The organism is Polyangium spumosum, from assembly GCF_009649845.1.
Classification (GTDB): domain Bacteria; phylum Myxococcota_A; class Polyangia; order Polyangiales; family Polyangiaceae; genus Polyangium; species Polyangium spumosum.
This window is the reverse complement of the sequence record NZ_WJIE01000007.1, coordinates 434,396-460,504: the sequence shown is the minus strand read 5'-3', so window position 1 is coordinate 460,504 and position 26,109 is coordinate 434,396. Positions and strand designations below refer to the sequence as shown.

Sequence of the window (26,109 nt, the reverse complement as noted above, 5' to 3'; positions counted from 1 at the left end):
CGGAGCCACCAGCGTTTTCCATGACGACGAATCGAGATCCGCTCGCCGACCGTTTTTTTCGGTTCCAGTCCGCTCCGTGCCTCGACGTTGATTTCGACGGCGCGATCCTCTCCGCCAACGGGGCGTTTTGCCAGGCCGTCGGGCGCGGCGAGGACGAGCTCCGGGCCGCGGGGCTCGCGGTGCTCTTCGCGCCCGAGGCCCGCGCGGAGGCCCTGGCCGCGCTCGCCCGCGGGGCGACGGAGGACGTGCTCTCCTTCGCGCTGCCGATCACGCGCCCCGAGGGGGAGCTACGCTGGCTCGAATGGCGCGGCGTCTCGTTCCCCGAGGAGCGGCTGTTCCGGGTGGTCGCGCACGACGTGACGGCGCTCTGGCGCGCCGAGGCGGAGGCGCGGGAGCGGGAGCGGTTCCTCGGCACGTTGCTCGGTAACCTGCCGGGCATGGTGTATCGGTGCCGCAACGACGCGCGGTGGACCATGGAGTTCACGAGCGCGGGCTGCGAGCTCATCACCGGGTACACGGTCGACGAGATGCTCGCCGAGAACGCGGTCTCCGTCGCCGATCTCGTGCACGCGGAGGACAGCGCGCGCGTGTGGTCCGAGATGGAGGCCGCGCTCGACGCGCGCGCGCCTTACAAGCTCAAGTATCGCTTCATCCAGAAATCGGGCGAGGTGCGGTGGATGGAGGAGCACGGCCGCGGCGTGTACGACGCGTCGGGGGCCATCGTCGCGCTCGAGGGGTTCGTCACCGACGTGACCGCGCGGATGGTGGCGGTCCAGGAGCTCGAGGAGAAGCTGCGCGTGATCGAGGAGCAAAAGGAGCAAATTCAGCACCTCTCGCTCCCGATCATCGAGGTCTGGGACGGCGTCTTGACGCTGCCCGTGGTGGGCGTGCTCGACGATCAGCGCGCCGAGCGGATCATGCAAGGGTTGCTCGAGGCCGTGGTGCGGACGCAGAGCCAGCACGTGATCATCGACCTCACGGCCGTGGAGGAGGTGGACGCCGCCGCGGCCGAGCACCTCGTGCGGATCCTGCGCGCGGTGCAGTTGCTCGGCGCGCACGGCGCGCTCTCCGGGATGCAGCCGAGGGTGGCGCAGATCCTCGTCGCGCTCTCGGCCGACCTCGGGGGCGCGCGCACGTGGCCGGACCTGCGGGCCGCGCTGCGGGCCAGCATGCGCGTGCCCGCCGCCCGCCCGGGCGCGCGGCCACGTTGAAGAGGATCGTCAGCGCCCGCGGTCGAGGCGGAGCCGCACGGTGGGAATGAACTCCCGCGCGACGTCGCGCCCCGTGGTGAACACGCCCGGGCGCTGGACGAGGATGTTCGTGTACACGATGCGGGCGAGCTGCGCGTAGGTGCGGGCCGGGCAGTTGATTTCGGGGATGTGGTCCTGGATGCTCAGCGTGAGCGTCGCGCGCACATTGCCGCGAAAATCGGCGCGGGCGAGCAGCTCGTCGTCGATGGGCATGATCACCCGGCGCTCGTTGTGGAGGCCTCCGAGGGGCCGGCCTCGCTGATTGACGCACACGAACGTGGCCACGGCGCGGGCATATCCGATGTACCGGACCTCGGTGCGCGGGGGCATGAAGATCTCGGAGATGTCGAGCGAAAGGTCGCCGACCTCGTCGATCGTCGCGTCGTCGATGGAGAGGTTCATGGCTGCCGCCTCGCCCGAGCCGAGCGCGATGACGGCGCCCGCGAGCGCGGCGAGGGCCGCTCCCAGCGTACGTTTCATGATATCGTCCCCCCTTGTCGAATGGAGCGGAACCGCTGTTCCGTCCGGTGGCATTGCCAAAGGGCCATGCAAGACCGCGGCCGTCCCTGCGGTGCGGGGGCGAATCGCGTGGAGAAGCCGGAATCAGCGGCCCGAAAAGGCGGGTCTTCGTTTCTCGCTCGCGGCGCGTAACCCCTCGCCGAGGTCCTCGCTCGCATAACTCACGGCCTGCTCGTAGGCCTCGCGGTCGAGGGCAGCGGCGAGCGCGGCGCGGTCGAGGCCGAGGGATTTTTTCAGCGCGCGGACCACGAGCGGGGCGTTTCCGGCGATCTGGGCCGCGAGCTCCGCGGCGCGGGGGCGCACGTGTTCGGCGGGGACCGCTTCGAGGGCCATGCCCCACGCGGCGGCGTCGCGGCCCGTGAAGCGGCGTCCGGTGAGGAGGAGCTCGGCGGCGCGCTCGGGGCCCGCGCGTCGCGGCGCGAGGTACGTCGCGCCCATGCCGGGGTGCAGGCCGAGCGAGGCGAAATTCAGGGCGAGCCGGCTGTCCTCGTCGACGATCACGAGGTCACAGGCGAGCGCGACGCAGAGCCCCGCGCCGATCGCCGGCCCCCGCACGGCCGCGACCACGGGGACGTCGAGCTCCGTGATCGACAGATACCGGGCGTAAAACCCGAGCATGAAGGCCCGCGCCTCCGCGAAGCTCGCGGCGCGCAGGCGCTCGAGCATGGCGAGGTCGCCGCCCGCGGAGAACGCGTCCCCCGCGCCCGAGAGCACGACGGCGCGCACCGAGGCGTCTCGCGCGACCTCCCGCACCCGCGCGGCGAGGGCGTCTCCGAGCTCGGGGCTCATGGCGTTTTTTCGGCGCGTATCGTCGAGGACGAGCGTGGCGACGGCGCCGTCGCGTTCGAGGTGGACGTCGGGCATGCGAGCCCTCTAACACGGGACAATCTGCACTCGCCGTGCAAAATAGATGTTGCACTCAGAGTGCAGATAGGTAGAGTCGCCCTCGTGAGACGCGCGGCCGCACTTCCGCAGACGCAGACCGATGGGCGTCACGCGCGCGCCGAGCGTACGCGGGAGGCGATCGTGGAGGCGCTGCTCGGGCTGCTCTCGGAGGGCGTCTTGCGGCCCTCGGCCGAGCAGATCGCCGAGCGCGCGGGGGTCTCGCGGCGGGCGCTCTTCAACCATTTCGCGGACCTCGACGACCTGCTCTCGTGCGCGGTTCGGCGCCGCATGGAGACGGTCATGGCGATCTGGCCGAAGCTCTCCGAGGAGGGGACGGCGGCGGAGCGGGCGCGGAGCGTGGCCGAGGGGCTGGGACGGTTTCACGAGCAGATCGCGCCCGTGCGCCGCGCCGGCCTGCATTTCGCGCACGACTCGGCGTTCGTCGCGGGCCAGCTCCGCGAGGCTACGCGGCTGCACAGGGCGGCGATCGGCGCGGTCTTCCGGCGCGAGATCGAGGCGGCGCCGGAGGAGGCGCGGGCCACGTTGCTCGGGGGCCTCGCGGCGGCGGCGAGTTTTGCGATGTGGGAGGAGCTCCGGAGGAACCAGGAGCTCTCGGTGGACGAGGCGACCGGCGCCGTGCGGCTCGAGCTCGAAGGGATGCTCGCCCGCGCGGCGCGGGATCACGAGAATCGATAGAGGAGGAGACCATGCTTGCTTTCGACGGCGTCCGGATCACGTGCGTGCTCGTCTTGCTCGGGGCGACCGCGGGTTGCACGAATGGCGGGAGCAGCGGCGGGCCGGGCACGCCCGCGGCGGAGGCGCCGACGTATTACCGCGACGTGAAGCCGCTCGTCGATACGAAATGCGGCAACTGCCACGTCGAGGGGGGCATCGGGCCCTTCGCGCTCACGACCTACGAAGAGGTGGCCGCCGCGCGAGGGGCCGTGGAGGCCGCGGTCGTGGCGAAGACGATGCCGCCCTGGCCAGCGGACAGCGATTGCAACGATTACCTCGGGGATCGATCCCTCACGGACGAGCAGATCGACCTGATCTCGCGCTGGGTCGCCGACGGCGCGCCGGAGGGCAACCCGGCGGACGCGCCCGTGGCCGTGGAGGACACCTCGCTGAGCCTCTCGCGCGTCGATCTCGAGTTGCCCATCCCCGAGGCGTACACGCCGAAGGTCTCGCCCGACGATTACCATTGCTTCTTCATCGACTGGCCCGCGCAGGAGACGCAATACATCACCGGCCTGGGCGTCGAGCCGGGGCACGTGCCGATCGTGCATCACGTGATCGCGTTCGTCGCCAAGCCCGACAAGGTCGCCGAGTTCCAGGCGCTCGACGACGCCGAGCCGGGCGTCGGCTGGACGTGTTACGGCGGCCCCGGCGGCGGGCCTTCGGCCGCGGGCTGGGTCGGCGCGTGGGTGCCCGGCAGCGTGGGCAGCGATTATCCGGAGGGCACGGGGATCGAGATTCCCCCGGGGTCGAAGCTCATCGTGCAGATGCATTACAACACGTCGACGGCGGCGGCGGTCCCCGACCAGACGAAGCTCCTCGTGCGCACGGACAAGACGGTCGCGAAGAAGGCCGCGATCATGCCGTTCACGAAGCTGTCGTGGGTGACGCAGCAGACGATGACGATCCCGGCGCACACGAGCGACGTCGTCCACGAGGTCCAGGCGGATCCGACGCCGTTCTTGAACATGGCCACGGGCGGCGCCCTTCCGTCGAATGCGCCCGTCGACATCTACCTCGGCGGGTTGCACATGCATACGCGCGGCAAGAGCGGGTCTCTGCGTATCGTGCGTGACGCCGCCGAGCAGTGCCTCGTCGACATCCCGGCCTGGGATTTCCACTGGCAAGGCTCGTACCGGCTGAAGACGCCCACCCGCTTCGAGCCGGGCGACCAGATGCATCTGAAGTGTAGCTGGGACAACCCCGAGATGTACGACATCAACTGGGGCGAGGGGACGAACGACGAGATGTGCCTCGGCACCGTCTACGTCAGCGAGTGATGAATCGTCCCCCTCACCAACGCCATACATCTTAGCAAAAACATTCTCCCTTTCAAGTCTTGCTGGAAAGGGGCCCAGCCCGTAGTTTCCGCCTCGCCCGTGACCCTTTTGTCACGCGGCGGGAGGGAGCATGGAAGGTACGGGCAATCGGTCCATTTCCAGCGAACCCGCTTCCGTCGTCGCCGAGGAGCTCGCGCTCCTCGCGCGGACGCGCGAGGCCCTCGCGGAGGCAAGAGGCCTTCGCCGCGGCGCGAAGCCGGACGGCGAGGAGCTGCGCGCGCTCCGGGACGAATGGCGCGCGGCCGGCGAGGAGGACAGGCCCGCGCTGCTCGCGCAAATGCACGAGGTGCGCGCGCGGATGGAGCGGGCGCGTGAAGGCCGGCTCCCGGATCCGGCGGCGCCTTATTTCGCGCATCTGCGCGTCCGCGTCGCGGGCCGCTCCCGCGACGTGCTGCTCGGCCCGGCGCCAATGCTCGACGCGAAGCGCGGCGTGACGGTCGTGGAGTGGCGAAGAGCCCCGATCGCGGAGGTGTTTTTCGCGTGCGAGGAGGGCGAGGAATACGAGATCGAGGTGGACGGTCGGACGATCGAGGGCGTCGTCGAGGAGCGGCGGCTCCTCTCGTTCGAGGGCGGCGCGCTCGCGAGTATCACCGTCCCGGGCGGCGTGCTCCTCCGCGAGGGGGACACGTGGCGCTTCGAATCACGCGCCCTCGCCCCCACGCTCGTGGATCCCACGTCCCCGCGGCGAACGCCGGAGACGCGGAATCCGTTCATCACGCTCGACGCCGAGCAGCGGGCCCTCGTCGATCGGGAGCCACGCGCGCCGCTGCTCGTGCTCGGCTCGGCGGGATCGGGGAAGACCACGGTGGCGCTCCATCGCGTGGCGGCGCTCGTGCGGCGTTCTCCGCAGGTCTTTCCCGCCAAACGGACGCTCGTGCTCGTCCCCGAGCCGGGGCTCCGCCGTTTGTCCGAGCGGATCCTCGAAGGCCTCGCCGTGGAGGGCGTCGTGGTGAGCACGTTCGAGGACTGGATCCGCGCCGAGGCGCGCCGCGTGTTCTCGTGGTTGCCCCGGAACGAGCCGCCGGATCCGCCCTTCGCGGCGAGCCGCCTGAAGCGCCACCCGGCGCTCTTCGCGGCGATGGACAGGCTCCTCGACGAGGACACGAGCGCCGTCGCGCGGAAGCTCGACCGCCTGCTCGGTTTTCGCGGCGCGCTGCGGAGGGCGCTCGAAGCGCGGGCGGAGCCGATCCTCCGGGACCGGCTGCGGGCCCTCGAGGCGGGTTTGGCGCAAGAAACACCCGGCGAGAAGGGGCGGCTCTTGCGCGAGGCGCTGAAGGAGGAGCAGGACAAACTGCCGCGCGTGCGCGCGGGCCACCGGAGGCTCGTGGGGGATCGGGCGCTGCTCGCGCGCGTGGTCGAGGCCGCGGAGGGGGATCTTCCCGCCGGGATCGCGGAGCAAGTCGCGGCGCACACGAAGCAGCAGCTCGCGATGACGAGCGAGGAGGCGCATGCGCACGTGGACGCGGGCCGCCTCGCCACGCTCGACGGGAAGACGCTCGACGCCGGCACGCCCGAGGAGGCGGCGGGCACGGTGGACGTGGAGGATTATGCGATCCTGTTCGAATGGCTCTTTCGCCGGACGGGGGCGAGCGCGACCAAGGCCGGGGCGCTGTCTCGTTACGCGCACATCGTGCTCGACGAGGCGCAGGAGCTCGCGCCGATCGAGCTCCGCGTGATCGGGCGCGCGCTCGATCCGGAGGGCAGCGTGACCGTGGCCGGGGACGCGGCGCAGCGGATCGATCGCTCGGGCCATTTCCGCTCGTGGGAGGCCGTGATGGAGGCGCTCTCCGTGAAAAGCGAGCCGGCGTTCCTGGAGACGTCCTACCGATCGCCGCGGCCCATCGTGGAGTTTGCCCACGCCATTCTCGGCGCGGACGCGCCCGCCGAGGTGCCGCGCGCGCCACGCGAGGGCGCGCCCGTCCTCTGCACGGTCGTGCCGGGCGAGGGGCACGCGGCGGCGGTGTTATGCGAGGGTCTGCGGCGATTGCGCGCCGATGATCCGTATGCCTCCGTGGCCATCATCACGCGCGACGAGCATTCGGCGCGGGCCGTGCACGAGGCCGTCTCCCGCGGCATGCCGTGCCGCCTGGTGCAGGACGGGGATTTTTCGTTCGGGCCGGGGATCGAGGTGACCGAGGTGTCCGAGGTGAAGGGGCTCGAGTTCGATTACGTGATCATCCCGGACGCGAACGGAGTCGTTTGGCCCGACGGACCCGAACATCGGCGTGCGCTCCACGTGGCCGTGACGCGCGCGATGCGGCGGGTGTGGATCGTGTCGCCGGGGGAGCCTTCGCCGATCCTGCCTTCAGAAGAGGAGCTTCGCCGCCTCCGCGAGGTCCGCCGGCGATAGGTTCGGGTTCGGCCGCACCGGCCCGTGGCCGAGCAGGTAATGCAGGGGGATCCGTCCCTTCGTATCGGCCGCGTACTTGTCCCCGCCCGCGTCGAGCAGCAGCCGGATCATCGGCAGCGACCCGCGCGCGGCTGCGTACATGAGCGGCGTGCGCGCGTCGTGCGCGAGCTTCGGCTCGTACGGCTGGAACGTCGCCCGTTGCACGACCGCGCCGCGCTTCAGGAGGCGGCGCGCGGCGTCCAGGCGGTCGTGCTGCGCGGCCGCCATGAGCGGGGTTTTTCCGAAATGGTTCGGCGCGTTCGGATCGACCACGAGGTCGAGCTCCTCGGCCCTGGCCGGATCCACCTTCATCTCCCAGAGGATCGGCAGCGCCGCGGCGTTCAGCACCGCCATGTGCACGAGCGGATCCATGCCCGTGTGCTTCGCGCAGGCGCGGAACGGCTCGAGAACCGCCTTTTCGTGTTCGCTGGCCTGAAGGAACGCTCGTATCTCTTCCGGCTTCGCCCCGTCGACGACGAGCTTGCGCAAGGAGCGGGGCGGCGCCGCGTCGCCACACGCGGCGCCCCAGACGACCTGGAACAGGCCCACGTGGGCGGCTTCGTTCGCCTGCTTCTCGTCGAGGCCGCGGGTCTTGTCGTGGGCCACGAGCTTGGTCCTGAGGTCCTCGGCGAGCCTCTTCAGCCGGCCGTACATGGCGCGGCTCTCGGGCGTCATGTACGACCAGGTCTCGTAGGGCCAGGTCGTGGGCGGCGTGGGGATACGCAGCAGGCTCTTCGGATCGATCCGCATAGCCTCCTCCTTCGCCTTCAGCGCGGCGGCGAGGCCGAAGCGGAGCGAGCCGCCGTGGTTCACGTAAAAATGGCCGTCGGCCTCCTCGCTCGCCTGCGTGTACGCCTCGAGCTCTCGATCGGGAAAACCCCGCACGAAGCCGCGGCCCCAGGCGCACCCCGAGCGCGGGAGAAAATTGTCGCGGTTTCCGCCGAAGAGCGGCGTCGTCGATTCGAGCAGCTTCGGCCGGGCGAGCAGCACGGCGCAGGGGATCGCATAAAAGGCCGACGCCGTGTTCGCGGCGCCGCTCGCGGAGGCGACCCGGACGATCCCGAGCAGGCTCTCGTCCGTGCCGTCGTACACGCGCCGATCGATCGACGCGTCCTCCAGGAGGAACGTGTCGTCGTTTTTTTTCGCCGCGGCCACGCTGGCCTTCTCGACCTCGCCGAGCAGCTTCTTGATGTTCTCGTCGCGCGCCGCCGATTGGGGCCGGAGCGCGTGCAGGAACAACGCGTGATCGAGTTTCCCCACCGTGCTCTTCTTGGCCGCCGCTTCGAGCGGTTTCGAGGCGGCGTCGGGTTTTTCGCCCATGAAGAGGATGGCGGCGCGGAGATCCCAGGGCTCGGGAGGCGCCGTCGGCTCGGGCGCGGCGGGTTCTTCCTTCTTCGGCGCTTCGGTCGCCTCGGGCAGCACCTCCGCCACGACCGCGCCCGGGTCCTTCACGAAGCGCTCCATCAAGTCGAAATCACGCTCCTTTCCCCTCGGCGTCGGGCAGGAGAGCAGCGGGCCCGCGGCCTTGTCGAGGCGCTTTGCGGCCGCCTCGACGAGGCTGCGCCGCCCGAGCAACGTGCGGCAAGGCAGGCGCAGCCAGTCGCCCTCGCGGAACCGCTCGCGCTCCGTGCGGGTATACGCGTCCGAGCGCTTGAACAGATCGTATTCCGCGTTCCTGTAGTCCTCCGCGCTCGCGAGGACGAGCGCGGCGTCGACGAGCCGCATCGTGGCCACGAGCCGGATCATCGTCCCCTCGGGCCCCTCGGCCTTCGCCGCGGCGATCGCCGAGACCTTGCGCGCGTAATCGGCGGCGTCGCCCGGTTTTGGTTTGTCGAGGCTGAGCTCCGCGGCGCGCAGCCGTCCCTCGAGCTGCGATCGTGCTTCCTTCGCGACCGCGGCGAGCTTGTCCGCCGCGCTCGTCTCCCCCGCGAGGACGGCCTGGTACGCCTCGACCAGCCCTTCGAATGGATGCGGCTCCCCGCCGGCGGGCCATTTCGCGACCTTTTCCCCGGCGGCCAGGCGCTCGAGGTTCCCCTGGATGTGCGCGAGGACCTGCCGCGGATCCTCGTGCTGTTTCGGCGGGGGTGGGGGAGGCGGGGCAGGGCGGGGCGGCGCCTCGCCCGCGGAAGCGGCGACGGAGGCGGGCGCGGAAGCCGTCGCGGATGCGGTCGCGGATGCGGCGGGCGCGGGTTCGGGATCCGGTTTGTTACAAGCCGAGGCCAGCCCCACCACGAGGGCCCATGCGGCGACGCGGCCGAAGAGCGACATGGCGCCATGCTACACGCCGCCCCGCGCGGCTGTCAGCGCCCGACGGCAAACGCGACGAGGGCGGCGAGCGCGAGCGCGATCGTCACGACCGTCGCGGCCCTTCCGGCGCCGAACGAGAGAGCGGCGGCGCGAGGCGCCTCGGGCTCCCGGCTCGGCGCCTCGGGCGCGGCGGGCTCGCACCACGTGACGCCCACGCTCGCGGCCTCGCCCGCGCGCGCCTCGATCAAGAGCTGCGCGATCCCCGCGCCGTCCTCGCCGAAGGGCCGCAGGATCCGGAGCACCACGCCGCCCTCGAACGCCGCGGGCAGCCGCACACGCACGAGGCGCTCTTCGTCTTCTCCCGGGACACGATGGCCTCCGCGGCGCCCGCATCCGTCGCATCCGCCGCCGTCGCAGCGCGCGCACGTGACGCGTTTCGGGATCACGACCTCGATCACGGCGCCGGCCCAGCCGCGCGGGACCTCGATCACGAGCCGCCCGCGGGGCTTGTCGCAGGCGTCGAGCGCGGTCGGGTCCAGGACACGGGAGAGGGCCTCGCCCATCGCCCCATTCATGCCTCGACGTGGCCTTCGGGGGAAGCGAAAGATCGATGCGGGCCCGCGCCCCGCCGATGTATGCTGCGCGCGATGAAGCCAGCCGTCGTTTTTTCGGCCGCCCTCGGGCTCGTGTTCACCGCGGGCTGCGGCGCCAAGGTCGTCGTGGACACCCCGGGCGAGGGGATGGGCGGCGCCGGAGGGACGGGCCCATCGAGCACGACCCTCTCCAGCGTGGGCCCCGGGCCCAGCGTGTCGAGCGTGGGCCCCGGCCCCGAGCCCAGCGTCTCGGTGGGCCCGAGCCCCGGCCCCGAGCCCAGCGTCTCGGTGGGCCCGAGCCCCGGCCCGAGCGTCGTGAGCAGCGTCTCGACCGGCCCCATGGCCTGCGACGGCCAGGGGGATTGCGGGGGTTGTATCGACTGCTCGATCAACGCGGATTGCAGCGCGCTCTGGAACGAATGCGTCGCGAGCCCGCATTGCGACGGGCTCATGAAGTGCCTCCCGAACTGCCAGGATCAGCTCTGCTTCGACAAGTGCTTGCAGACGTTCCCGCAGGGGATCGAGCTCTACAACGAGACCGCGATCTGCCTCGTCTGCAAATCCTGTTACAACGATTGTGACGGCCAGGGCCAGGGTTGCCCCTGAGCGCGCCGCCGAACCGGGTATTCCTCGCCAACATGAACACCGAACCTCCACAGGACATGCTTCAGGAGCTCGGGCAAAGCGCGATCGGTATCGGCGTCGGCGCGGCGGTGCTGCTCCTCTGCGCGCTCGCCCTGCCCAGAGCGGAGCGCCGGGGCACGCTGAAGACGTCGATCGTCCTCCTCGGCTTGCACGTCCTCACCGTGCTCGTCCGGCTGCCGCTGCCCGAGGGCAAGATCGACCGCGGGGTCGAGGTCCTCGGCCTGTTTTTCCTGCTCTTCGCGCTGGCCCGCGCGATCTTCGTGCTCGTCGTCGACGTGCTCATCGGCGCGCGCCTCGCGCAGCCGATGCCGCGGATCATCCGCGACATCGTCCAGGGGCTCGTCTACCTCGGCGCGGCCGCGATCGTGCTGCGCGAGGTCGGCGTCGAGCCCGGCTCCTTGCTCACGACGAGCGCGCTGCTCACGGCCGTGATCGGCCTCTCGCTCCAGGAGACGCTCGGCAACCTCTTCGCCGGCCTCGCCATCCAGGCGCAGCGGCCGTTCGAGGTCGGCGACTGGATCGGCCTCGACCCCGATCCGCGGCTCATCGGCCGCGTGGTCGAGATCAACTGGCGCGCGACGACCGTGCTCACGCTCGATCAGGTCGAGCTCATCATCCCGAACGGCGTGCTCGCCAAGACGACGATCCGCAATTTCACGAAGCCCACGAACATCGCGCGGCGCCTGGTGATCGTCCAGGCGCCCCACGACGTCTCCCCGCGCCGCGTCGAGGAGGCCCTGCTCGAGGCGGTGCACGACGTGCCCGGCATCCTCGCGCAGCCCGCGCCGAACGCGCAGACCCGCGGCTTCAACGAGAGCGGCATCGAGTATCAGGTCGGCTACTTCATCGAGGATTTCTCCCTGCGCGACCGCATCGACTCCACCGTCCGCCACCGGGTCTGGTACGCGCTCCAGCGCGCGGGCATCTCCCTTGCGGTCCCGCGCCGCGCGGTCGAAATGCACGCGGTGACCGCGGAGTCGCGCGCGGAGCAGGCGCGGCGGGAGGCCACGCACCGCAAAGCGGCGCTCCGGACCGTCGATTTCCTCGCGCCCCTGCCCGAGCCTTCGCTCGAGCGGCTCGCCTCGCTCTCGCGCACCTGCCATTTCATGCCCGGCGAGGCCGTCATCCGTCAGGGGGATCCGGGCAGCGAGCTCTACATCGTGCAACGAGGTGATCTCGGGGTGCTCGTGGGCCGCGGCGAGGGCGGCAGCGTCGCCGAGGTCGCGCGGCTCGGCCCCGGGCAGTTTTTCGGGGAAATGTCCCTGATGACCGGCGAGAGGCGCGCGGCCACCGTGAAAGCGACCACGGACTGCGAGCTCGTCGTGGTCGGCAAGGACGCCTTCCAGGAGGTGCTCGCCGGCGATCCGCGCCTCGTCGAGCAGATCACGCGCGCCCTCGTCGATCGCCAGCTCGCCCTGGAGGAGAACCTCAGCGCGCGCGCCATGTCCCGCAGCACGCGCGCCGAGGCCGACGCGCAGAGCTCGGCGCTGCTCGTCAAGATCCGGCAATTCTTCCAGCTCTGATCCCCCTTCACGCTCGCGCCCGCGCGCCCGTTCGCCGCGGTATGCGGTTTGCCCCTGCGAAAGCCAAGGGAGGGAGCCGTGGCGCGATTTCTACACGGGCGTTCTTCGCGGGTCTCCGCGCTGGCCGGTCTTTTATTGCTGGGATTGTCGCTCGGCTGGCTCGCTCGTCGGGCGCGCGCCATCAGCCTTCGGGGCAAGGTCGCGGTCGTGACCGGCGGATCCCGCGGGCTCGGCTTGCTCATGGCCGAGGAGCTCGTCCGGCAGGGGGCCCACGTGGCCATCTGTGGGCGGGACGCGGGCGCGGTGAGCCGGGCGATGCACCTCCTGCTCAGCCGTCACGGCGCGGACGTGCTCGGCGAGGCGCGCGACCTCGGCAAGGAGGAAGAGGCGAGGGCCTTCATCGAGAGCGTCGTCGCGCGTTTCGGGCGGATCGACCTGCTCGTGAACAACGCGGGCGTGATCCAGGTGGCGCCGCTCGACATGCTCGACGTGGCGAAGCTCGACGAGGCGATGCGCTCGAACTTCTGGAGCGCGGCGAATACGACGTTCGCGGCGCTGCCGCACCTCGGCGCGGACGCGCGCATCGTGAACGTGACCTCGGTCGGCGGGCGCGTGCCGCTGCCGCACATGCTCGGCTACACGGCCTCGAAGTTCGCGATGGTGGGCCTGTCCGAGGGGCTCGCGGCCGAGCTCCGCGCGCGGGGAACGAAGGTCACCACGGTGGTGCCGGGGCCGATGCGGACGGGCTCGTTCTACAATGCGGAGTTCCTCGGCCGGCAGCGGGAGGAGTTCGCCTGGTTCAGCGTGCTCTCGTCCTTGCCGCTCCTCTCGATCGACGCCGAGGTCGCGGCGCGGCGGATCATCCGGGCGGCGCGGGAGGGTCGGCGGGAGGTGCACCTCGGCCTCGTGGGGCGTCTCTTGCCGGTCCTGCACGGCCTGGCGCCGCGGCTCTTCGGGATGGTCACGACGGCGATGGCGCGCCTGCTCCCGCCGCCGGGGCACAGCCCCGAGCGCTGGAAGGGGCGGGAGATCAACTCGACGTTGCCAGGCTCGTTCCTGCTCGGGCTCGGGGACCGGGCGGCGCGGGAGAACAATGAGGAGCCGCCGGTTTAGGTGGCGGGGCACCTTCGGCGCACGACCCGAGTAAAGAGAGCCACATCACACGCCTGCCCTCCTACGGGTTTGCGGATCGTTCCTACGGGTTTGCGGATCGTTCCTGCGGGGTTGCGGTTCGCTCCGGTGGTCCGAGCGGTTTGCTCCCGCGGGCGAGCCTTTTGCTCCTGCGGGTTTGCGGTTCGCTCCCGCGGACGAGCCTTTTTCTCCTGCGGGTTCGTGATTCGCTCCCGTGGTCCGAGCGGTTCGCTCCTGCGGGCGAGCGGTCCGCTCCTGCAGGTTCGTGGTTCGCTCCCCGGGTCCGAGCGGTTTGCTCCTGCAGGTTCGCCGTTCGTTCGTGCGGATCTGCGCTTCGCTCCGGCGCGTCTGCCCGGCCGTTTCGGAGGGCCTTGACGCCCCGGCGCGCACGGAGCGACCCTGGTTTCCATGGCCCTGCGCCCCCGTCCCAGCACCCCTCTCCCCCTGCTCGTGTTGACCTGCGGGGCCCTGCTCAGCCTCGCGCCCGCGGCGCGCGCCGAGGTGAAGGGGCCCGATGGGTATTCCCTCGGGGAGGCGTTGCCCGGCGCGTCCGCGGGGGTGCTCTTCGTCCATCCGGAGAAGAAGCAGTGGTTGCAGCGCCTCTGGAACCAGCTCGATTGCGGCGGCCCCGACGTGCTCACGCCGGGGAGCCTCAACGATCCCACCTACGGCGGGCACGGCTTGCAAGGCACCGCCCGCGCCGGCGACGAGCACTTCTACGCGTTCGCCTGGGGCTACGACGCCCTCCCCGGCAGCCAGGGCGGCGAGAGCCCCGAGGGCTTCGCGGTGTATCGCGCCGTCTGCGGCGTGAACTCCGAGCAAGTGCTCGCCTTGCCGCCGGGCGCCGCGGGCATGCCGCCCGCGCTCGACAAGACGTTCGCAGGTGGGGTGCCCGCGGCGCCGGACGGCACGGTGTATCTGCCGACCCAGGACGGTTTTTACACCCTGTCCCTCGACGCGCCGGCGCCCCCCACGCCGCTCGCCACGCGCGCGGCGATCCAGGCCGCGTTTGCGGCGTTCCCGGACCCGTACCCGTGGACCGACGCGCCCGTGGTCGAGCCCTTTTACCTCGCGAGCGCGACGGTCGACGGCGCGGGGCGCCTGCTCGTGGTCGTGGCGCAGCCGATCGACGGCGAGACGGCCACGTGGCTCGTTCGCGTCGATCCGGACAAGGTGGTGCACGTGATCGCCGAGCCGGCCGTCACGCGCGCGGCCGGCGTGAAGCCCGCGCCGATCGCCTGGAGCCCGACGCTCGGGGCGACGTTGCTCGATTGCGGGTCGCGGCTCTGCGTCGTCGATTCCGACGGCGCCGCCCTGCGAGCGCCGCATCCACCCTGGCTCGCGCGGAGCACGATGGAGGTCTCGATCGGCAATCTGGTGCCGACGACCGGCGAGCCCTTCGTCCAGATGGACGTCGATTTCGCGCTGCGCCCGCTGCTCTTCGACCCGGCCCGCCTCGACGCCGACCGCGACGGCCTGCCCCTCGCCCGGGAGATCAGCCTCGGCCTCTCGGATCTCGACCCCGACGGCGACGACGACGGGGTGCACGATGGCACCGAGGTGCGCCTCTTCGCGACCGATCCGAGCGACCCGGCGAGCGGCCCGCCGCGCGTGTCCTCCGCGCCGAAGCTCGCGCCGTCGATGCGTATGCACGACTGGACGCTCTTCCGTGATCGCATGATCGAGGTCCACGGGCTGCACATCCGGGGGGTGTGGCCCGGCGCCGTCTGTCATCGGGTCGAGAACATGAGCGGCTTTCGTTGCCTGAAAGGTGACGGCGCGCCGGTCAGGAGCACGAACTTCGATTACGGGACGTCGCCGGACTTCAACGCCGGGCTGGGTTACGCGCTACTCGGCAACAGGGTCGTCGACGTCGCGACGGGCGCGGAGACGGTGACCGCGGGCAAGCCCGACACCGCCCACGACCCGGGCTTCGGCGCGACGACCTACCAGCGCGTCGACGACGACCGGCGCGTGATGCGATATCGCGACGGCGGGGCGTTTGCCGTGATCGACCTCGATCGCACGGGCTGCCCGATCCTGGGATCGGCCGAGGAGGAGGCCACGCGTTGTAGTGACCCGGCCGAGGAGATGCTCGATATCCACTACGTCTCGCTCGCCGGCTACCACGCGCCGACCCAGTCGAACCTGTTCGCGCTCCACACGCACACCCGCGGGGTCTGGCTCGTGGCCATCAATGACACGCGCGCCGAGCGCGTGGCGCATCTGCAGACGTTCGACGACAGGTCGCCGTATTTCGCGCCGCTCGCGGACGGCGCGGTGACGCTCGGCATGTTCGCCGAGGACAATGGGGAAAACGGGGTCCTCTACAATTTCGACCCGGGGTTCCGCACGATCGGCGAGCCGTTCGGGCAAAAGAGCATGACGCCGCATGCGGGCGCGTGGTTCCGCCATGGAATGCTGCACGTCACCTCGTACGCCTGGTACACGTTGCCTCCCGACACGGGGGACGAGAGCGGCGGCTGCGTCTCGGTCGGTGATCTCACCCTGTGTGGCTTCGATAGCCCGGTGGCGATGCCCGATTACACGTCGCAGGTGTACGTCTACCACGAATGGGTGCCGGTCCCGGAGAAGCTCGAGCCGGGCGAGGCGCTGTTCTTCGCGAACCTACGCAACGTGGAGGGCGGGACGTTCGTGACCAAGAGCGAAGCCGACTGGGCGCTCTGGCGGCAGACACGAAGGGGCGGCACGTATCGGTGGATCGACCGGCCGAGGTTCGAATCGTTGCTCGACGCGGCCGGCGAGAGCTCGATCGCCGCCGAGCCGCTCGGGCCCGTGGTCGCGCTCGGCGCACGCGAGGATGGAAGGCGCGTCTGCATCGTGGAGAGGCCCGCGAGCGAAAAGACGCGCCTCTTCGAACTCGCGCTCGACGGCGAGACGGCGGAGGCGCCTTCGGCCCTGACGCTCACGGCGCAAGCGTCGGCGAGCGCCTGCGCGTATGCACCAGGCGGGCTCGCCGTGCTCGCGCAATCGGGCGCGGCGAGCGAGCTGCGCCTCCCGGGCGGCGAGACGTACGCGCTCTCGATCCCCGATCCCTCGGGCTTCGTCGCCATCGACGGCGGCTGGCTCGCCTGGGGGCGCGAAGGCGAGACCACCTGCGTCCGCGGCGGGAGCGTGCAGGCGTCGACGACCAAGATCGTGGCCGCCGATTTCAAGGACGGGCTCGTCCATTACGTGGACATCGACGGCATGCCGTACGTCGCGACCCTCGACGCGATCTGCGGCGGCGAGGGCGCCCAGGTGGAGGCGTTGACGGAGCGTGTCCTTCTGGAGAACCCCTTGAGCCTGTGGACGCTCGCGTCGCAGGTCGGCTCGATCGTGCTGGAGGGACACGTGAAGCGGGCGCACCTGGCGCTCTCGCCGTCGGGGCACGTGCTGTACGCGACCGAGGGGCTCGGGTACGACTCGGCGAGCGCATTTTATCACGATCGATTGATGCGGCTCCGGCCGTCGTACACGCCGCGGCGATGGGACGCGCGTATCGTGGAGCTCGACCCGCGCCGCCACGAGAAGGCGCTTCATGGCTTCGATACGATCCTGGCGGAGAACCTCACGGCCTTGACCGTCGTGCCCTGGAAGGAGTGGGAGCTCTCCGATTGGGAGTATCTCGGCATGACGCCGCCCCCGCCCTGGGTGGGAGGCAAAGATCCCGATCTCACGCCGATCCCCTGGCCCGATTCGAAGGGCGACGAGGACGCGTCGTCGTGCGGCTGCCGCGTGGCGTCCTCCGAGACGGAGGGCTCATTCGCGCAGCTCCTCGGGCTCGTCGCCCTCGCGGGGGCGTGGGCGCGCAAGCGGCGCGCTCGTCCTGTGCATGAAAGGTCCGTTCGATGAAGACGAAGGCTTCGATTCATGGCCTCGCGGCGCTCGCCGCTCTCCTTGCCTGCGCGTGCGGCACGGAGCCGCTCGATCGGCGCTCGCTCGCCTGCTCGAACGTGGCAGTGAACCAGGATTACCATCCCGTGAAGGGCAAGCTCGACGTGATGATGAAGGAGGGGCCTCCGCCGTCGGAGCAATGGCTGCTCGCCGCGCAGACCACGTACGGCGCCAAGGTCAATGGCTGCGCCCTGTTCGAGGGCGTGGAGCGGTGGACGATCTCGCTCGATTTCGTCCTGCAGAGCGACATCACGAGCGAGACGAAGGTGAACTCGGAGGGGATCGAGCCGCCCTATTTCATCGGCGCGGTGTCGATCCGCGACGCGAAGAGCCAGCCGCAAGAGCTGTTCACGTTCGGCGGCATCCTCACCCCGGGCGGCGAGGTGCTCGTGCAGGAGTACAGCCGCGAGGATCGCAGGCTGCGCGCCACGGCCCGCGGCTATTTCGATTTTGATATCGACGTCACCTGGACCGAGGAGGCGCTCACCGAGGAGGACTGACGCGCTCGACGGCGGGCGGCCTTGCATCGTTCTTCCTGCTCGCTACCCTCCCGCGCCCATGCCGTCCGCCACCGTCCCGTTCGCTCGCTCCGGTTCGGCCGTCGCCTTCGTTCTCATGGCATTCGCCGGATGCGGGGGCGCGTCCGAGCGTCCGGCGGCTCCTGCGCCCTCGTTGCCGCCGCCTCCGGCGCTCACCGGCGTGCCGCCGCTCGGCTGCGCGGCGCCGCTCGCCGATCGGTCGGCGAAGGCCACGGCTCTCGTCGCGAGCGAGCTCCACACGTGCGCGCTCCTCGACGGCGGTCGCGTGGCGTGCTGGGGGCGCGACGAGAAGCGCGGTCGGATGAATCTCTGCGAGAGCAAGCACGCGGCGCTGGCCGTCGAGCTCCCGTTCGAACGCGGAGACCAGGTCGCGACCTCGATGGAGGGTACGTGCACGCTCTCGCAAGGCACCGTCCGCTGCACGGAAGGGATCTTCACCGCGCTGTGCGAGAAGCCCTGCGGGAGCGGAGAGGTCGCGGCGCTCGCGGGCGCTTCACGAATCGCGGTCGGCGACTACCACGTCTGCGCCATCGTTCGTGGTGAGGTCGTCTGCGTGGCCCCCGTGTTTTTGCACGGCCTGCCGCCGGTGCTCGGGGACGTCGGCGGTCGCGAGGCAAAGCGGGCGCCGGCGGGTGCGGGCAGCGAATACGCGCGGAGCAAGGTGCCGATTCGTGGAGCAACGCTGCTGACGGCCGGCGCCGGGTTCTCGTGCGCGACCGATGCAGCAGGCGCGGTGTGGTGCTGGGGCGCCAATTATCATGGCGTGCTCGGCGTGGCGCACGGCAAGGAGCAGGACGACGGCGCTCTGCACCGCGTGGGGGCCTTCGACGACGTCGTCCACCTCGAATCGAACGGCGCGACGGCGTGCGCGATCACGCGCGCGGGCGACACGTATTGCTGGGGCGCCGGTTTCGACGATGGTGCTGTGACGATGCCGTTCGAGCGCGCGCGCGACGTCGCGATCGGAGACGGATTCGTCTGCGCGGTCGACGGCGCGGACCGCGTGACTTGCGCGGGAAAGTTCCGTGATGTGCTCGGCGGCGAGCCGCTGTCGTTCGCCGGCAAGCCGATCGAGATCGCGAGCGGCAGCGGGCGCCTGTGCGCGCGGCTCGAGAGCGGCGCGATCGCGTGTGCCGGAATCTCCGGATACCTCGGCGACGGCGGCGGTTTGCCGACGCCCGTCAACGACGGCTCCGGCGCGATGGATGTCAAGCTCGTACACGAGCCGCGCCACGTCCTCGGCCCGCACGCCGAATGAGCGAATCACGCTCGTTCCCTGAGCAATCCTAGAGGCGCGCGCCGGCGTGGGCGCCCGCCGTCGCCTGGGCGTTCATGCGCCGCATACACAGCCGCAGGCCCTCCCGCAGGTTCGAGCAGGTGATCATCTGCGATAGGTCGAGGCCCAGGCTGACGACGGTCTGCGCCACGGTGGGGCGAATGCCGGTGATGATGCCCTCGGCGCCGAGAAGGCGGATGGCGGCCACGAGGGAGAGCAGGTGCGCCGCCGTCGCCGAGTCCACCATATCGACGCCCGTGAGGTCGATGATCGCATAACGCGCGTTGAGCCGCGAGACCGCCCCGAGCAGGTCGTCCATCACCCGCGCGGCGCGCTCGCTGTCGACGACCCCCACCATCGGGAGCGTGACCACGCGCTCCCAGATCTCCATGATGGGCGTCTCCAGGTCACGGATGACCTCCTGCTGCCGCTCGATGAGGTCGAGCTTGTGTTGCAATTCCTGCATCTGCCGCTTCGCCGCGCTCTTGTCGAGGGATACGCAGATGGCGCCGATGACCTCGCCTTTTTCGTCCCTGGCCGGGCAAAACCAGTTTTCCCAGAGGATGCCGTGCGCCTCGACGACGTAATATTTGTCCTCGCCGCGAAGGGCGCCGAGGGTGCCCCCCTTGATCACGGGATCGTGCGCGTAGGTCTCGGCGAGGTTCTTGCCGAGGTTGACGTTCGGGCCGAGGCCACTCGTGATCAGGGCCTTGCCGTCATTGAAGGTGACGACGCCGTCCCGATCCACGACGGTGAGCGCGAGCTCGAGGTGATCGAGGATCACGCGTAGCATCTTCTCCGGGTCGTTTTCGCGGGGAGGCGGGGCCGCCGGGGCGGGGAGGAGGACGGCGTGGACCTCGGGGCCCTCCTTCACGCGGCGCGCGCTGAAGGAATAGGCCTGGTATTGCCCATCCGCGGCGCGCAGGCGGGTGACCACGCGTTCGGCCTCGCCGTCCTCCGGCAGGCGCGCCCAGAGCGCCTCGAATTCCCCGCGATCGTCGGGGTGGACGTTCGAGAGGAGGGAAAGGCCCTCGGCGCAGGCATCACCGAAGGCGCGGGTTGCCTCCCTGTTCGCCCTCCGGATGACGCCCTCCGGGCTCGTCACGAAATAGATCCCCGGGCACGCGTCGAGAAACGATTGGAGCATGTCCCCTCCCACCATCCTCCGTGCGTATCACCGCATGTCGCCACATTGCAATCCTGCAATTTGAATTGTTCGCGACGTCATCACGTTGACAGGGCGGTCGTCATTTTGATGCAGGATCGGTGACCTGGCGCGCTGGTTCGCGTCGCGCCCCCTTCCCATGCGCCCGGCCTTTCGCTTTCATGGGCCGGTGCGTACCTCTGCCTTTGGTGTCCTCGCGCGTGTCACGGCCGCGTGCCTCTTTCCCCTCGTGCTCGGCGCGTCGGGGTGCTGCGGCTGCCCGATGGGCCTGTGCACGTCGCTGATGAAGAGCCTGCCAGGGCCCGGATCGTCGCCGCCGCCCGGGCCGCCGGGGTTCGGGGGGTTCGGCGGGCTCGGGGTGGGCGGAGGGGTGGCCGCGCCGAGCGGGCCACTCACGCCCGAGGAGGGGCAGGCCGAACGCGCGCCCGTCCACGGGACGGGGACGAAGCCGAGCCTGAGGCTCGACCCGCGGCTGCCGATCCGCGGCGCGCTGCAAACGCGGTTCGGCAAGACGGTCTTCGTGCCACACACGGCCGAGGCCGCCGCGGCGGTCGGGGACGGCTCCGCGTTCGTGGTGGCCGGCGCGACGGGGATCTGGCTGCACGACACGAAGACACTCGCCAAGAGCTCGCGCCTCGTCGCCGGGCCCGTCATCGACGTCACCGCGCCGCCGGACGGGTCGCGGTTCGCGTATGCGCTCTCCAGCGGCTACGTGCGTGTCGTCGAGTACCCGAGCCTGAAGCAGCTCGCCGCGACGACGATTGACGTGCCCGTGCGGATCCGGTTCTCCGCGGACGGCAAGCGCGTGGTGTCCGGCTCGGAGAGCGACGACGTGACGCTGATCGACGTGGCCACGGGCAAGGCGACCGAGTTCGACACGGACGACGACGTGAACGACGTCTTCTCCATGCCCGATCGGCCCGACGAGATCGCGTACGCGGGCGACGACGACGAGTTCGCGATCGCCGACGTGGTGAAGGGCCGGAAGGTCTTCAGCTCGGAGCCCCTCGTCGAGGGCTTTCGCCGCGGTCGGTCGTTCTTCGCGATGCGTGATCAGCAGGCCGTCGCCTACGATCCCCTCACGAAGACGCTGCTCGGCGGCGGCGACGACAACATGCTCTGGCGCGTCGACGACCTGCGCGGATCGCCGACGATCCGCGCGCCGATCGAGCTCGGCGGCAACGTCGTGGAGATCGCCTGCTGCGCGGGACAAACCGCGGGGGACCGGGCGGCGTACGTGGCCGTGGACGACCTGCGGGTGCGCGCGGTGGCGCTTGACGGGCGGCTCGGGCCCGAGTTCGGGCCGCTCGTGGGCAGCGTGGGTTCGTTCAAGATCCGCATCACGCTCCTGCCCTCGGGCGACGTGGTCATCGCGCCGCAACGCACGCTCTTCCGCTGGGATCCGCGCACGGGCGAGGCGCTCCGATCGACCGACTACGCCGCGGTCTCCACGCTCGGGGCGAGCGCGCTCGACGCGGACACGGTGTACGTGCCGTGTGACGCCGGCGCGTGCGTGGTCCATCGCGCGAAGCACGGCGCGCCCGCGGCGGACGTGGAGACGTCGATCGTCGGGGATCTGCAAGGCGACGGCGTGGGCTCGATCCTGCCCTTCGCCGACGGGACACGCGGCATCACGACCTCGAAGGACGGCAAGCTGCGGCTCGTGTATCTGCCGCCGGGCGGCGCGCTCGAGGCGCCGATCGACACGCCGGCGCAGGCCGGCGGGAAGTACGCGAAGAAGGACGGGACGACGCACGGGTACATCGACCCCGGAGGCGACGTCTACGAGATCACGGCGAGCCCACGCGGCGCGCGCAAGGTGGGCTCGGTCGGGTCGAGCGGGCAGGTGGCGTCGTTCGACTGGGATCCCGCGTCGAAGCGCTGGCGCGTGCGGATGAGCGGGAACCAGGCCTGGTTGTTCGTCCCGTGAAGATCAGCCCCGCCGCTTGAAGAAGGCGTCGAGCGCCGCCTGATGCGCCGGGCCGCCCCAGACCTCGGCGAAGATCGCCCGCTCGCGCTCGATCGCGTCGCCCCGCATGGCCTTGCGTACGGCCGTGAGCGCGCGCTTCTGCGCCGCCACCACCGCGCGGGCGCCGTCCGCGATACGACCGATACGCCCGAGCGCCCGCTCGCGCGCCTGTCCCCGGGGCACGACCTCGTTCACGAGCCCGATCCGCGCGGCCTCCTCGGCGCTGATCTTCTCGGCCGAGAAGAGGAGCCGCGGCGCCTCGATCGGCCCCACGCGCTCGACGAGCCGCGTGAGCCCACCCCAGGCCGGCGACAGGCCCATGCGGGCGTGCCGGAACGCGAGCGAGACGTGGGCCTCGACGATCACCATGTCGCAGAGGAGCAAGAGCTCGCAGCCGCCGCCGTAGACGTCGCCTTGCACGGCCGCGATCACGGGCAGCTCGCTCGACTCGAGCGCCGCGAGGTCCTCGTACATGTCGAGCACCCCCGCGGGGCCCGCCTGCTCCCGCACGGCGCGGCCGATCTCGTGGAGGTCCCCGCCCGAGACGAAGGTCTCCTCGCCCGTCGCGGTGAGCACGACGCCGCGGACCGCGGGGTCGGCCTCGGCGACGCGGACGGCCTCGGCGATGCGGCGCGTGAGGTCACGGTCGAGGGCGTTACGCGTCTTCGGCCGGTCGATCGAGAGGACGAGCGCGTCGCCCGTGGGCTCGATGCGCAGGCTCACGGCGGCGCTCCGCGGACGCGCCCGTTGAGGCGGCCGTTCATGCGGGCGGGGATGGGCGGCATGCGCCGGGGCGGCGTGCGTTCGTCGTGGATGACGCTCGTGATACGCAGGTCGACCTCGCGCTGCGAGATGCGCCCGTGCGTCGCGGCGTACTTCTCGGCGTGCTCGATGACGGCCGAGGCCACGTCGATCCCGCTCGCGCGCTCGACCCCCTCGAGGCCGGGGGAGCTGTTGATCTCGAGGATCTTCGGCTTCTTCTTGGACTCGAGCATGTCGACGCCGGCGACCTCGAGGCCCATCACCTTGACCGCGCGGATGGCGGCGTTGCGGTAGGCGGGCGTGAGCTTGACCTTGTCGCCCTTGCCGCCGCGGTGCAGGTTCGAGCGGAACTCGCCCTTCTTGGCGACCCGGCGCATCGCGGCGACGACCTTGCCGCCGACCACGATGATGCGGATGTCGCGGCCCTTCGACTCGCGGACGTACTCCTGCAGGACGATGTCCTGGCCCATGGCCCAGAGCGTCTCGAGGAGGGAGTGAACGGCCTGGGGGGTCTCGGCGATCATGGTGCCGATGCCCTGCGTGCCCTGCTGGAGCTTGACGATGGCGGGGCAACCGACGAGGGCGAGGGCCGAATCGACGCCGGCCGGGCTGCGGGCGCAAATCGTCGCGGGGACGTCGATATTCTTGCGGTTCAGGAGCTGGAGGGCGCGCAGCTTGTCGCGGCTGCGGGCGATTGCGACCGCGCTATTGAGCACGGGCACGCCCATGAGGTCGAACTGGCGCACCACGGCGAGGCCGTAGTTCGTGATGCTCGCGCCGATGCGGGGGATCACGAGGTCGAAGCGCGGCACGGGGTTGCCGTCGTGCAGGAGGCTCGACCGGCCCTTGGAGACGACGATCTGCAGGTCGAGCGGGTCGATGACCGTGATCTCGTGGCCACGCGCGCGGGCGGCCAGGACGATCCGGCTGGTCGAGTAGAGATTGGCGTTGCGCGAGAGGAGGAGGAACCGCATCCGGGGGGACCGAGGCTAGCAGAGCTTGGGGGCGGGGGCGCGCGGTTCCCTCGGCGTGCTGGCGCGGCAAGCAGACGCACGTTTCTTCCTCTTGCGCCCGCGAATGTTTCGTGTACGAATCATCCTCGAAACCCCGGGAAAACCCGGGCGAGGACGCCGAATACCGAGGAGACCGAGGCCATGTGGTTGCCCTTCACCGAGCAGCACGAGCAGTTCCGGAAGACCGTCCGCGCGTTCGCCGAGAAGGAGCTCGCGCCGCACGCGGAGGAATGGGAGACGGACGAGTGTTTCCCGAATTGGGTGTTCAAGCGCGCCGGTGAGCTCGGCATCCTGGGCGCCCATTTTCCCGAGGAGCACGGGGGGATGGGCCTCGATTACTGGTTCAGCGCGGTGAAGGCCGAGGAGCTGCCGCGCTCGCGCCTGGCCGGCGTGACGATGGGCCTGCTCGTGCAGAGCGACATGGCGACGCCGGTGATCAGCGACCTCGGGACGCCGGCGCAAATCGAGGAGGTCCTGAAGCCCGTGCTCGCGGGCGAGAAGGTGATCTCGCTCGGCGTGAGCGAGCCGGCGGCGGGCAGCGACGTGGCGGGCATCCTGACGACGGCGCGCAAGGACGGCGACGACTACGTGATCAGCGGGCAAAAGACGTTCATCACGAACGGCACGCGCGCCGATTGGATCACGCTGCTCGCGAAGACGACGCCGGATCGAGGGGCGCACGGCTGCTCGTTTTTCCTGGTCCCGACGAGCGCGAAGGGGTTCTCCGTCTCGAAGAAGCTGAAGAAGATCGGCAACAAGTCCTCGGATACGGCGGAGCTCTTCCTCGACGAGGTGCGCATCCCGAAGCGTTACCTGCTCGGCGAGGAGAACATGGGCTTCATGTATCTCATGCAGAACTTCCAGAGCGAGCGGCTGATCGGCTCGGTCAGCGCGCTCGCCGGGGCGTTCTACATGCTGGAGCACACGATCAACTATGGCCGCGAGCGCGTGGCGTTCGGCAAGCCGATCATCAAGCGCGAGGTCTGGCAGCACAAGTTCGTCGACCTCTACACGCGCGCCGAGGCGGCGAAGGCCTTCGTTTACAAGTGCCTCGACCATTACAACGAGGAGCGATACGTGAAGAAGGGGCCGGTCAGCTTCGACACGGTGAAATACATCTCGATGTCCAAGGTGCTCGTCGGCGACGTGGTGAGCGACATCATGGACACCTGCCTGCAATTCCACGGCGGCTGGGGCTACATCGAGGATTTCCAGATCGCCCGCGCCTGGCGCGACCAGCGGCTCTTCCGCATCGGCGGCGGGACGACCGAGACGATGAAGTACTACATCGCGAAGTTGATGGGCTTCTGAGCGGGGACGGACCCCCCCACCCCAAAAAAGCGCATGGCTGTGGGGGGGATCGCCAAAAAAAGGGGAGACAACCGGCGCGGGACGCTGTAGATACTGCGCCTCCCAAGACGACGGGGCTGTAGCTCAGTTGGGAGAGCGCCTGACTGGCAGTCAGGAGGTCAGGGGTTCGATTCCCCTCAGCTCCACCGGCACGAAGGACGACGAGGGCGCCGCACACAACGCGGCGCCCTTCGTCGTTTGTGGCCCTCGATCAGGATGGCGACGCGATGAGCTCGGTCCGCGCATGGAGGCTCGCCCTCGCAGGGTACGTGGTCCTGCTCGGGATCATCTCGGGCCTGGCGTACGCACGCGGGCTGCCGCTCTCGATCCTGACCACGCCGTACCTCGACAAGGTGCTGCACTTCGTGCTGCTCGGCGGAGCCTCGTTCCTCGCGCGCAGGGCCACGAACGACGCACGCGTGACGCGGCTGCGGCTCCCGACCGGGCCGGTCGTGGTGGGGCTCGCCGCGACGATCGAGGAGTGTACGCAGGCGCTCGTGTCGTCGCGGACGTTCGATCTCGGCGACCTCGCGGCGAACTTGCTCGGCGTGATCGTCTTCGGCTGGCTCGCGCGGCCGCGGGTCTGAAGGCTACTGCGTCACGCCGGGCATGCCGCCGTTCAGCCGGCGGCCCTCCGGCTGCTTCTGCACGCTCTGGGGCGTCGGTTGCCCCATCGTGTAGATGAGCTTGTACTTGCCGTTGCTCACCTTCGTGCCGCCGGCGACGATCTCCGTCGCGGGATGACCCTGCGCCACGACCGGCGGGTCGGGCCGCTTGTCCTCGACCTCCAGGAGCCCGCCCGCGTCACAACCGACGACGCCCACCAGCACGAAGAGCGCGAGGGATCCGACCGAGAGACGCGCGAGGGCAGGCATGCGCCG

21 protein-coding genes and 1 tRNA gene are annotated in these 26,109 nt (G+C 70.4%); 14 read left to right on the top strand and 8 right to left on the bottom strand.

The features are described from left to right. Positions 1 to 20: 20 nt before the first annotated feature. Positions 21 to 1,211, top strand: coding sequence for a PAS domain-containing protein (locus GF068_RS26095; protein ID WP_153822154.1), 1,191 nt, complete (start codon positions 21 to 23; stop codon positions 1,209 to 1,211). A gap of 9 nt (positions 1,212 to 1,220) precedes the next feature. Here the strand turns inward: GF068_RS26095 and GF068_RS26090 are convergent, their stop codons facing one another. Next, complete coding sequence (locus GF068_RS26090; RefSeq protein WP_153822153.1) at positions 1,221 to 1,730, bottom strand: hypothetical protein; 510 nt, start codon at positions 1,728 to 1,730, stop codon at positions 1,221 to 1,223. Positions 1,731 to 1,853: 123 nt separating this feature from the next. Continuing rightward, positions 1,854 to 2,633 (bottom strand): enoyl-CoA hydratase/isomerase family protein, encoded by a 780-nt coding sequence (locus GF068_RS26085; protein ID WP_153822152.1) that lies wholly within the window; start codon positions 2,631 to 2,633, stop codon positions 1,854 to 1,856. 84 nt (positions 2,634 to 2,717) lie between these two features. Between GF068_RS26085 and GF068_RS26080 the strand changes: the two genes are divergently transcribed. The 3 genes from GF068_RS26080 (at position 2,718) to GF068_RS26070 (ending at position 7,079) form a co-directional block, all read left to right on the top strand. Beyond that, complete coding sequence (locus tag GF068_RS26080) at positions 2,718 to 3,350, top strand: TetR family transcriptional regulator (protein WP_170319677.1); 633 nt, start codon at positions 2,718 to 2,720, stop codon at positions 3,348 to 3,350. An 11-nt stretch (positions 3,351 to 3,361) separates the two neighbouring features. Beyond that, complete coding sequence (locus GF068_RS26075) at positions 3,362 to 4,669, top strand: monooxygenase (RefSeq protein WP_153822150.1); 1,308 nt, start codon at positions 3,362 to 3,364, stop codon at positions 4,667 to 4,669. 130 nt (positions 4,670 to 4,799) lie between these two features. Then, a complete protein-coding gene (locus GF068_RS26070; RefSeq protein WP_153822149.1) occupies positions 4,800 to 7,079 on the top strand; it encodes a UvrD-helicase domain-containing protein in 2,280 nt (759 codons plus the stop codon). Here the strand turns inward: GF068_RS26070 and GF068_RS26065 are convergent. Beyond that, positions 7,035 to 9,386: an ankyrin repeat domain-containing protein gene (locus GF068_RS26065; RefSeq protein WP_153822148.1), complete on the bottom strand. Its 2,352-nt coding sequence runs from the start codon at positions 9,384 to 9,386 to the stop codon at positions 7,035 to 7,037. The genes GF068_RS26070 and GF068_RS26065 overlap by 45 nt on opposite strands. A gap of 32 nt (positions 9,387 to 9,418) precedes the next feature. Further along, positions 9,419 to 9,940: a hypothetical protein gene (locus GF068_RS26060; protein ID WP_153822147.1), complete on the bottom strand. Its 522-nt coding sequence runs from the start codon at positions 9,938 to 9,940 to the stop codon at positions 9,419 to 9,421. A 72-nt stretch (positions 9,941 to 10,012) separates the two neighbouring features. On the opposite strand from GF068_RS26060, the gene GF068_RS26055 reads away from it, so the two are divergent. The 6 genes from GF068_RS26055 to GF068_RS26030 all read left to right on the top strand — a co-directional run bounded on the left by GF068_RS26055 (position 10,013) and on the right by GF068_RS26030 (position 18,951). Beyond that, on the top strand, positions 10,013 to 10,564 hold the full coding sequence (locus tag GF068_RS26055; protein ID WP_153822146.1) for a hypothetical protein: 552 nt from the start codon (positions 10,013 to 10,015) through the stop codon (positions 10,562 to 10,564). Positions 10,565 to 10,596: 32 nt separating this feature from the next. Next, positions 10,597 to 12,126, top strand: coding sequence for a mechanosensitive ion channel family protein (locus GF068_RS26050; RefSeq protein ID WP_153822145.1), 1,530 nt, complete (start codon positions 10,597 to 10,599; stop codon positions 12,124 to 12,126). A 78-nt stretch (positions 12,127 to 12,204) separates the two neighbouring features. Then, complete coding sequence (locus GF068_RS26045; protein ID WP_338046577.1) at positions 12,205 to 13,239, top strand: SDR family NAD(P)-dependent oxidoreductase; 1,035 nt, start codon at positions 12,205 to 12,207, stop codon at positions 13,237 to 13,239. Positions 13,240 to 13,665: 426 nt separating this feature from the next. Next, positions 13,666 to 17,112 (top strand): hypothetical protein, encoded by a 3,447-nt coding sequence (locus tag GF068_RS26040; RefSeq protein WP_153822144.1) that lies wholly within the window; start codon positions 13,666 to 13,668, stop codon positions 17,110 to 17,112. After that, positions 17,109 to 17,654, top strand: coding sequence for a hypothetical protein (locus GF068_RS26035; protein ID WP_153822143.1), 546 nt, complete (start codon positions 17,109 to 17,111; stop codon positions 17,652 to 17,654). Before GF068_RS26040 ends, GF068_RS26035 begins: the two co-directional genes overlap by 4 nt. 58 nt (positions 17,655 to 17,712) lie before the next feature. After that, on the top strand, positions 17,713 to 18,951 hold the full coding sequence (locus GF068_RS26030) for an RCC1 domain-containing protein (protein WP_153822142.1): 1,239 nt from the start codon (positions 17,713 to 17,715) through the stop codon (positions 18,949 to 18,951). A gap of 28 nt (positions 18,952 to 18,979) precedes the next feature. Here the strand turns inward: GF068_RS26030 and GF068_RS26025 are convergent, their stop codons facing one another. Continuing rightward, positions 18,980 to 20,116: an STAS domain-containing protein gene (locus GF068_RS26025; RefSeq protein WP_170319676.1), complete on the bottom strand. Its 1,137-nt coding sequence runs from the start codon at positions 20,114 to 20,116 to the stop codon at positions 18,980 to 18,982. Positions 20,117 to 20,303: 187 nt separating this feature from the next. Here GF068_RS26025 and GF068_RS26020 point away from each other — a divergent pair, with 187 nt between their 5' ends. After that, entirely contained in the window at positions 20,304 to 22,064 is a 1,761-nt protein-coding gene (locus GF068_RS26020; RefSeq protein WP_153822140.1) for a WD40 repeat domain-containing protein, read from the top strand. Positions 22,065 to 22,067: 3 nt separating this feature from the next. Here the strand turns inward: GF068_RS26020 and GF068_RS26015 are convergent, their stop codons facing one another. Beyond that, positions 22,068 to 22,826 (bottom strand): enoyl-CoA hydratase/isomerase family protein, encoded by a 759-nt coding sequence (locus GF068_RS26015; RefSeq protein WP_338046576.1) that lies wholly within the window; start codon positions 22,824 to 22,826, stop codon positions 22,068 to 22,070. After that, a complete protein-coding gene (locus GF068_RS26010) occupies positions 22,823 to 23,839 on the bottom strand; it encodes an ATP-grasp domain-containing protein (protein ID WP_153822139.1) in 1,017 nt (338 codons plus the stop codon). The genes GF068_RS26015 and GF068_RS26010 overlap by 4 nt, the downstream gene beginning before the upstream one ends. 180 nt (positions 23,840 to 24,019) lie before the next feature. Between GF068_RS26010 and GF068_RS26005 the strand changes: the two genes are divergently transcribed. The 3 genes from GF068_RS26005 to GF068_RS25995 all read left to right on the top strand — a co-directional run bounded on the left by GF068_RS26005 (position 24,020) and on the right by GF068_RS25995 (position 25,815). Continuing rightward, entirely contained in the window at positions 24,020 to 25,189 is a 1,170-nt protein-coding gene (locus GF068_RS26005) for an acyl-CoA dehydrogenase family protein (protein ID WP_153822138.1), read from the top strand. A 112-nt stretch (positions 25,190 to 25,301) separates the two neighbouring features. Next, positions 25,302 to 25,374: transfer RNA gene (locus tag GF068_RS26000), tRNA-Ala, on the top strand. An 81-nt stretch (positions 25,375 to 25,455) separates the two neighbouring features. Then, positions 25,456 to 25,815 (top strand): VanZ family protein, encoded by a 360-nt coding sequence (locus GF068_RS25995; RefSeq protein WP_153822137.1) that lies wholly within the window; start codon positions 25,456 to 25,458, stop codon positions 25,813 to 25,815. 3 nt (positions 25,816 to 25,818) lie between these two features. Here GF068_RS25995 and GF068_RS25990 read toward each other — a convergent pair whose 3' ends face one another. Beyond that, a complete protein-coding gene (locus tag GF068_RS25990) occupies positions 25,819 to 26,103 on the bottom strand; it encodes a hypothetical protein (protein ID WP_153822136.1) in 285 nt (94 codons plus the stop codon). Between the last annotated feature and the right edge of the window lie 6 nt (positions 26,104 to 26,109).

Excerpts from the sequence above, each read along its gene's own strand:
- GF068_RS26095 (WP_153822154.1), top strand. The coding sequence starts at position 21 with ATGACGACGAATCGAGATCCGCTCGCCGACCGTTTTTTTCGGTTCCAG.
- GF068_RS26090 (WP_153822153.1), bottom strand. The coding sequence starts at position 1,730 with ATGAAACGTACGCTGGGAGCGGCCCTCGCCGCGCTCGCGGGCGCCGTC.
- GF068_RS26085 (WP_153822152.1), bottom strand. The coding sequence starts at position 2,633 with ATGCCCGACGTCCACCTCGAACGCGACGGCGCCGTCGCCACGCTCGTC.
- GF068_RS26075 (WP_153822150.1), top strand. The coding sequence starts at position 3,362 with ATGCTTGCTTTCGACGGCGTCCGGATCACGTGCGTGCTCGTCTTGCTC.
- GF068_RS26070 (WP_153822149.1), top strand. The coding sequence starts at position 4,800 with ATGGAAGGTACGGGCAATCGGTCCATTTCCAGCGAACCCGCTTCCGTC.
- GF068_RS26065 (WP_153822148.1), bottom strand. The coding sequence starts at position 9,386 with ATGTCGCTCTTCGGCCGCGTCGCCGCATGGGCCCTCGTGGTGGGGCTG.
- GF068_RS26060 (WP_153822147.1), bottom strand. The coding sequence starts at position 9,940 with ATGAATGGGGCGATGGGCGAGGCCCTCTCCCGTGTCCTGGACCCGACC.
- GF068_RS26055 (WP_153822146.1), top strand. The coding sequence starts at position 10,013 with ATGAAGCCAGCCGTCGTTTTTTCGGCCGCCCTCGGGCTCGTGTTCACC.
- GF068_RS26050 (WP_153822145.1), top strand. The coding sequence starts at position 10,597 with ATGAACACCGAACCTCCACAGGACATGCTTCAGGAGCTCGGGCAAAGC.
- GF068_RS26040 (WP_153822144.1), top strand. The coding sequence starts at position 13,666 with ATGGCCCTGCGCCCCCGTCCCAGCACCCCTCTCCCCCTGCTCGTGTTG.
- GF068_RS26035 (WP_153822143.1), top strand. The coding sequence starts at position 17,109 with ATGAAGACGAAGGCTTCGATTCATGGCCTCGCGGCGCTCGCCGCTCTC.
- GF068_RS26030 (WP_153822142.1), top strand. The coding sequence starts at position 17,713 with ATGCCGTCCGCCACCGTCCCGTTCGCTCGCTCCGGTTCGGCCGTCGCC.
- GF068_RS26025 (WP_170319676.1), bottom strand. The coding sequence starts at position 20,116 with ATGCTCCAATCGTTTCTCGACGCGTGCCCGGGGATCTATTTCGTGACG.
- GF068_RS26010 (WP_153822139.1), bottom strand. The coding sequence starts at position 23,839 with ATGCGGTTCCTCCTCCTCTCGCGCAACGCCAATCTCTACTCGACCAGC.
- GF068_RS26005 (WP_153822138.1), top strand. The coding sequence starts at position 24,020 with ATGTGGTTGCCCTTCACCGAGCAGCACGAGCAGTTCCGGAAGACCGTC.
- GF068_RS25995 (WP_153822137.1), top strand. The coding sequence starts at position 25,456 with ATGAGCTCGGTCCGCGCATGGAGGCTCGCCCTCGCAGGGTACGTGGTC.
- GF068_RS25990 (WP_153822136.1), bottom strand. The coding sequence starts at position 26,103 with ATGCCTGCCCTCGCGCGTCTCTCGGTCGGATCCCTCGCGCTCTTCGTG.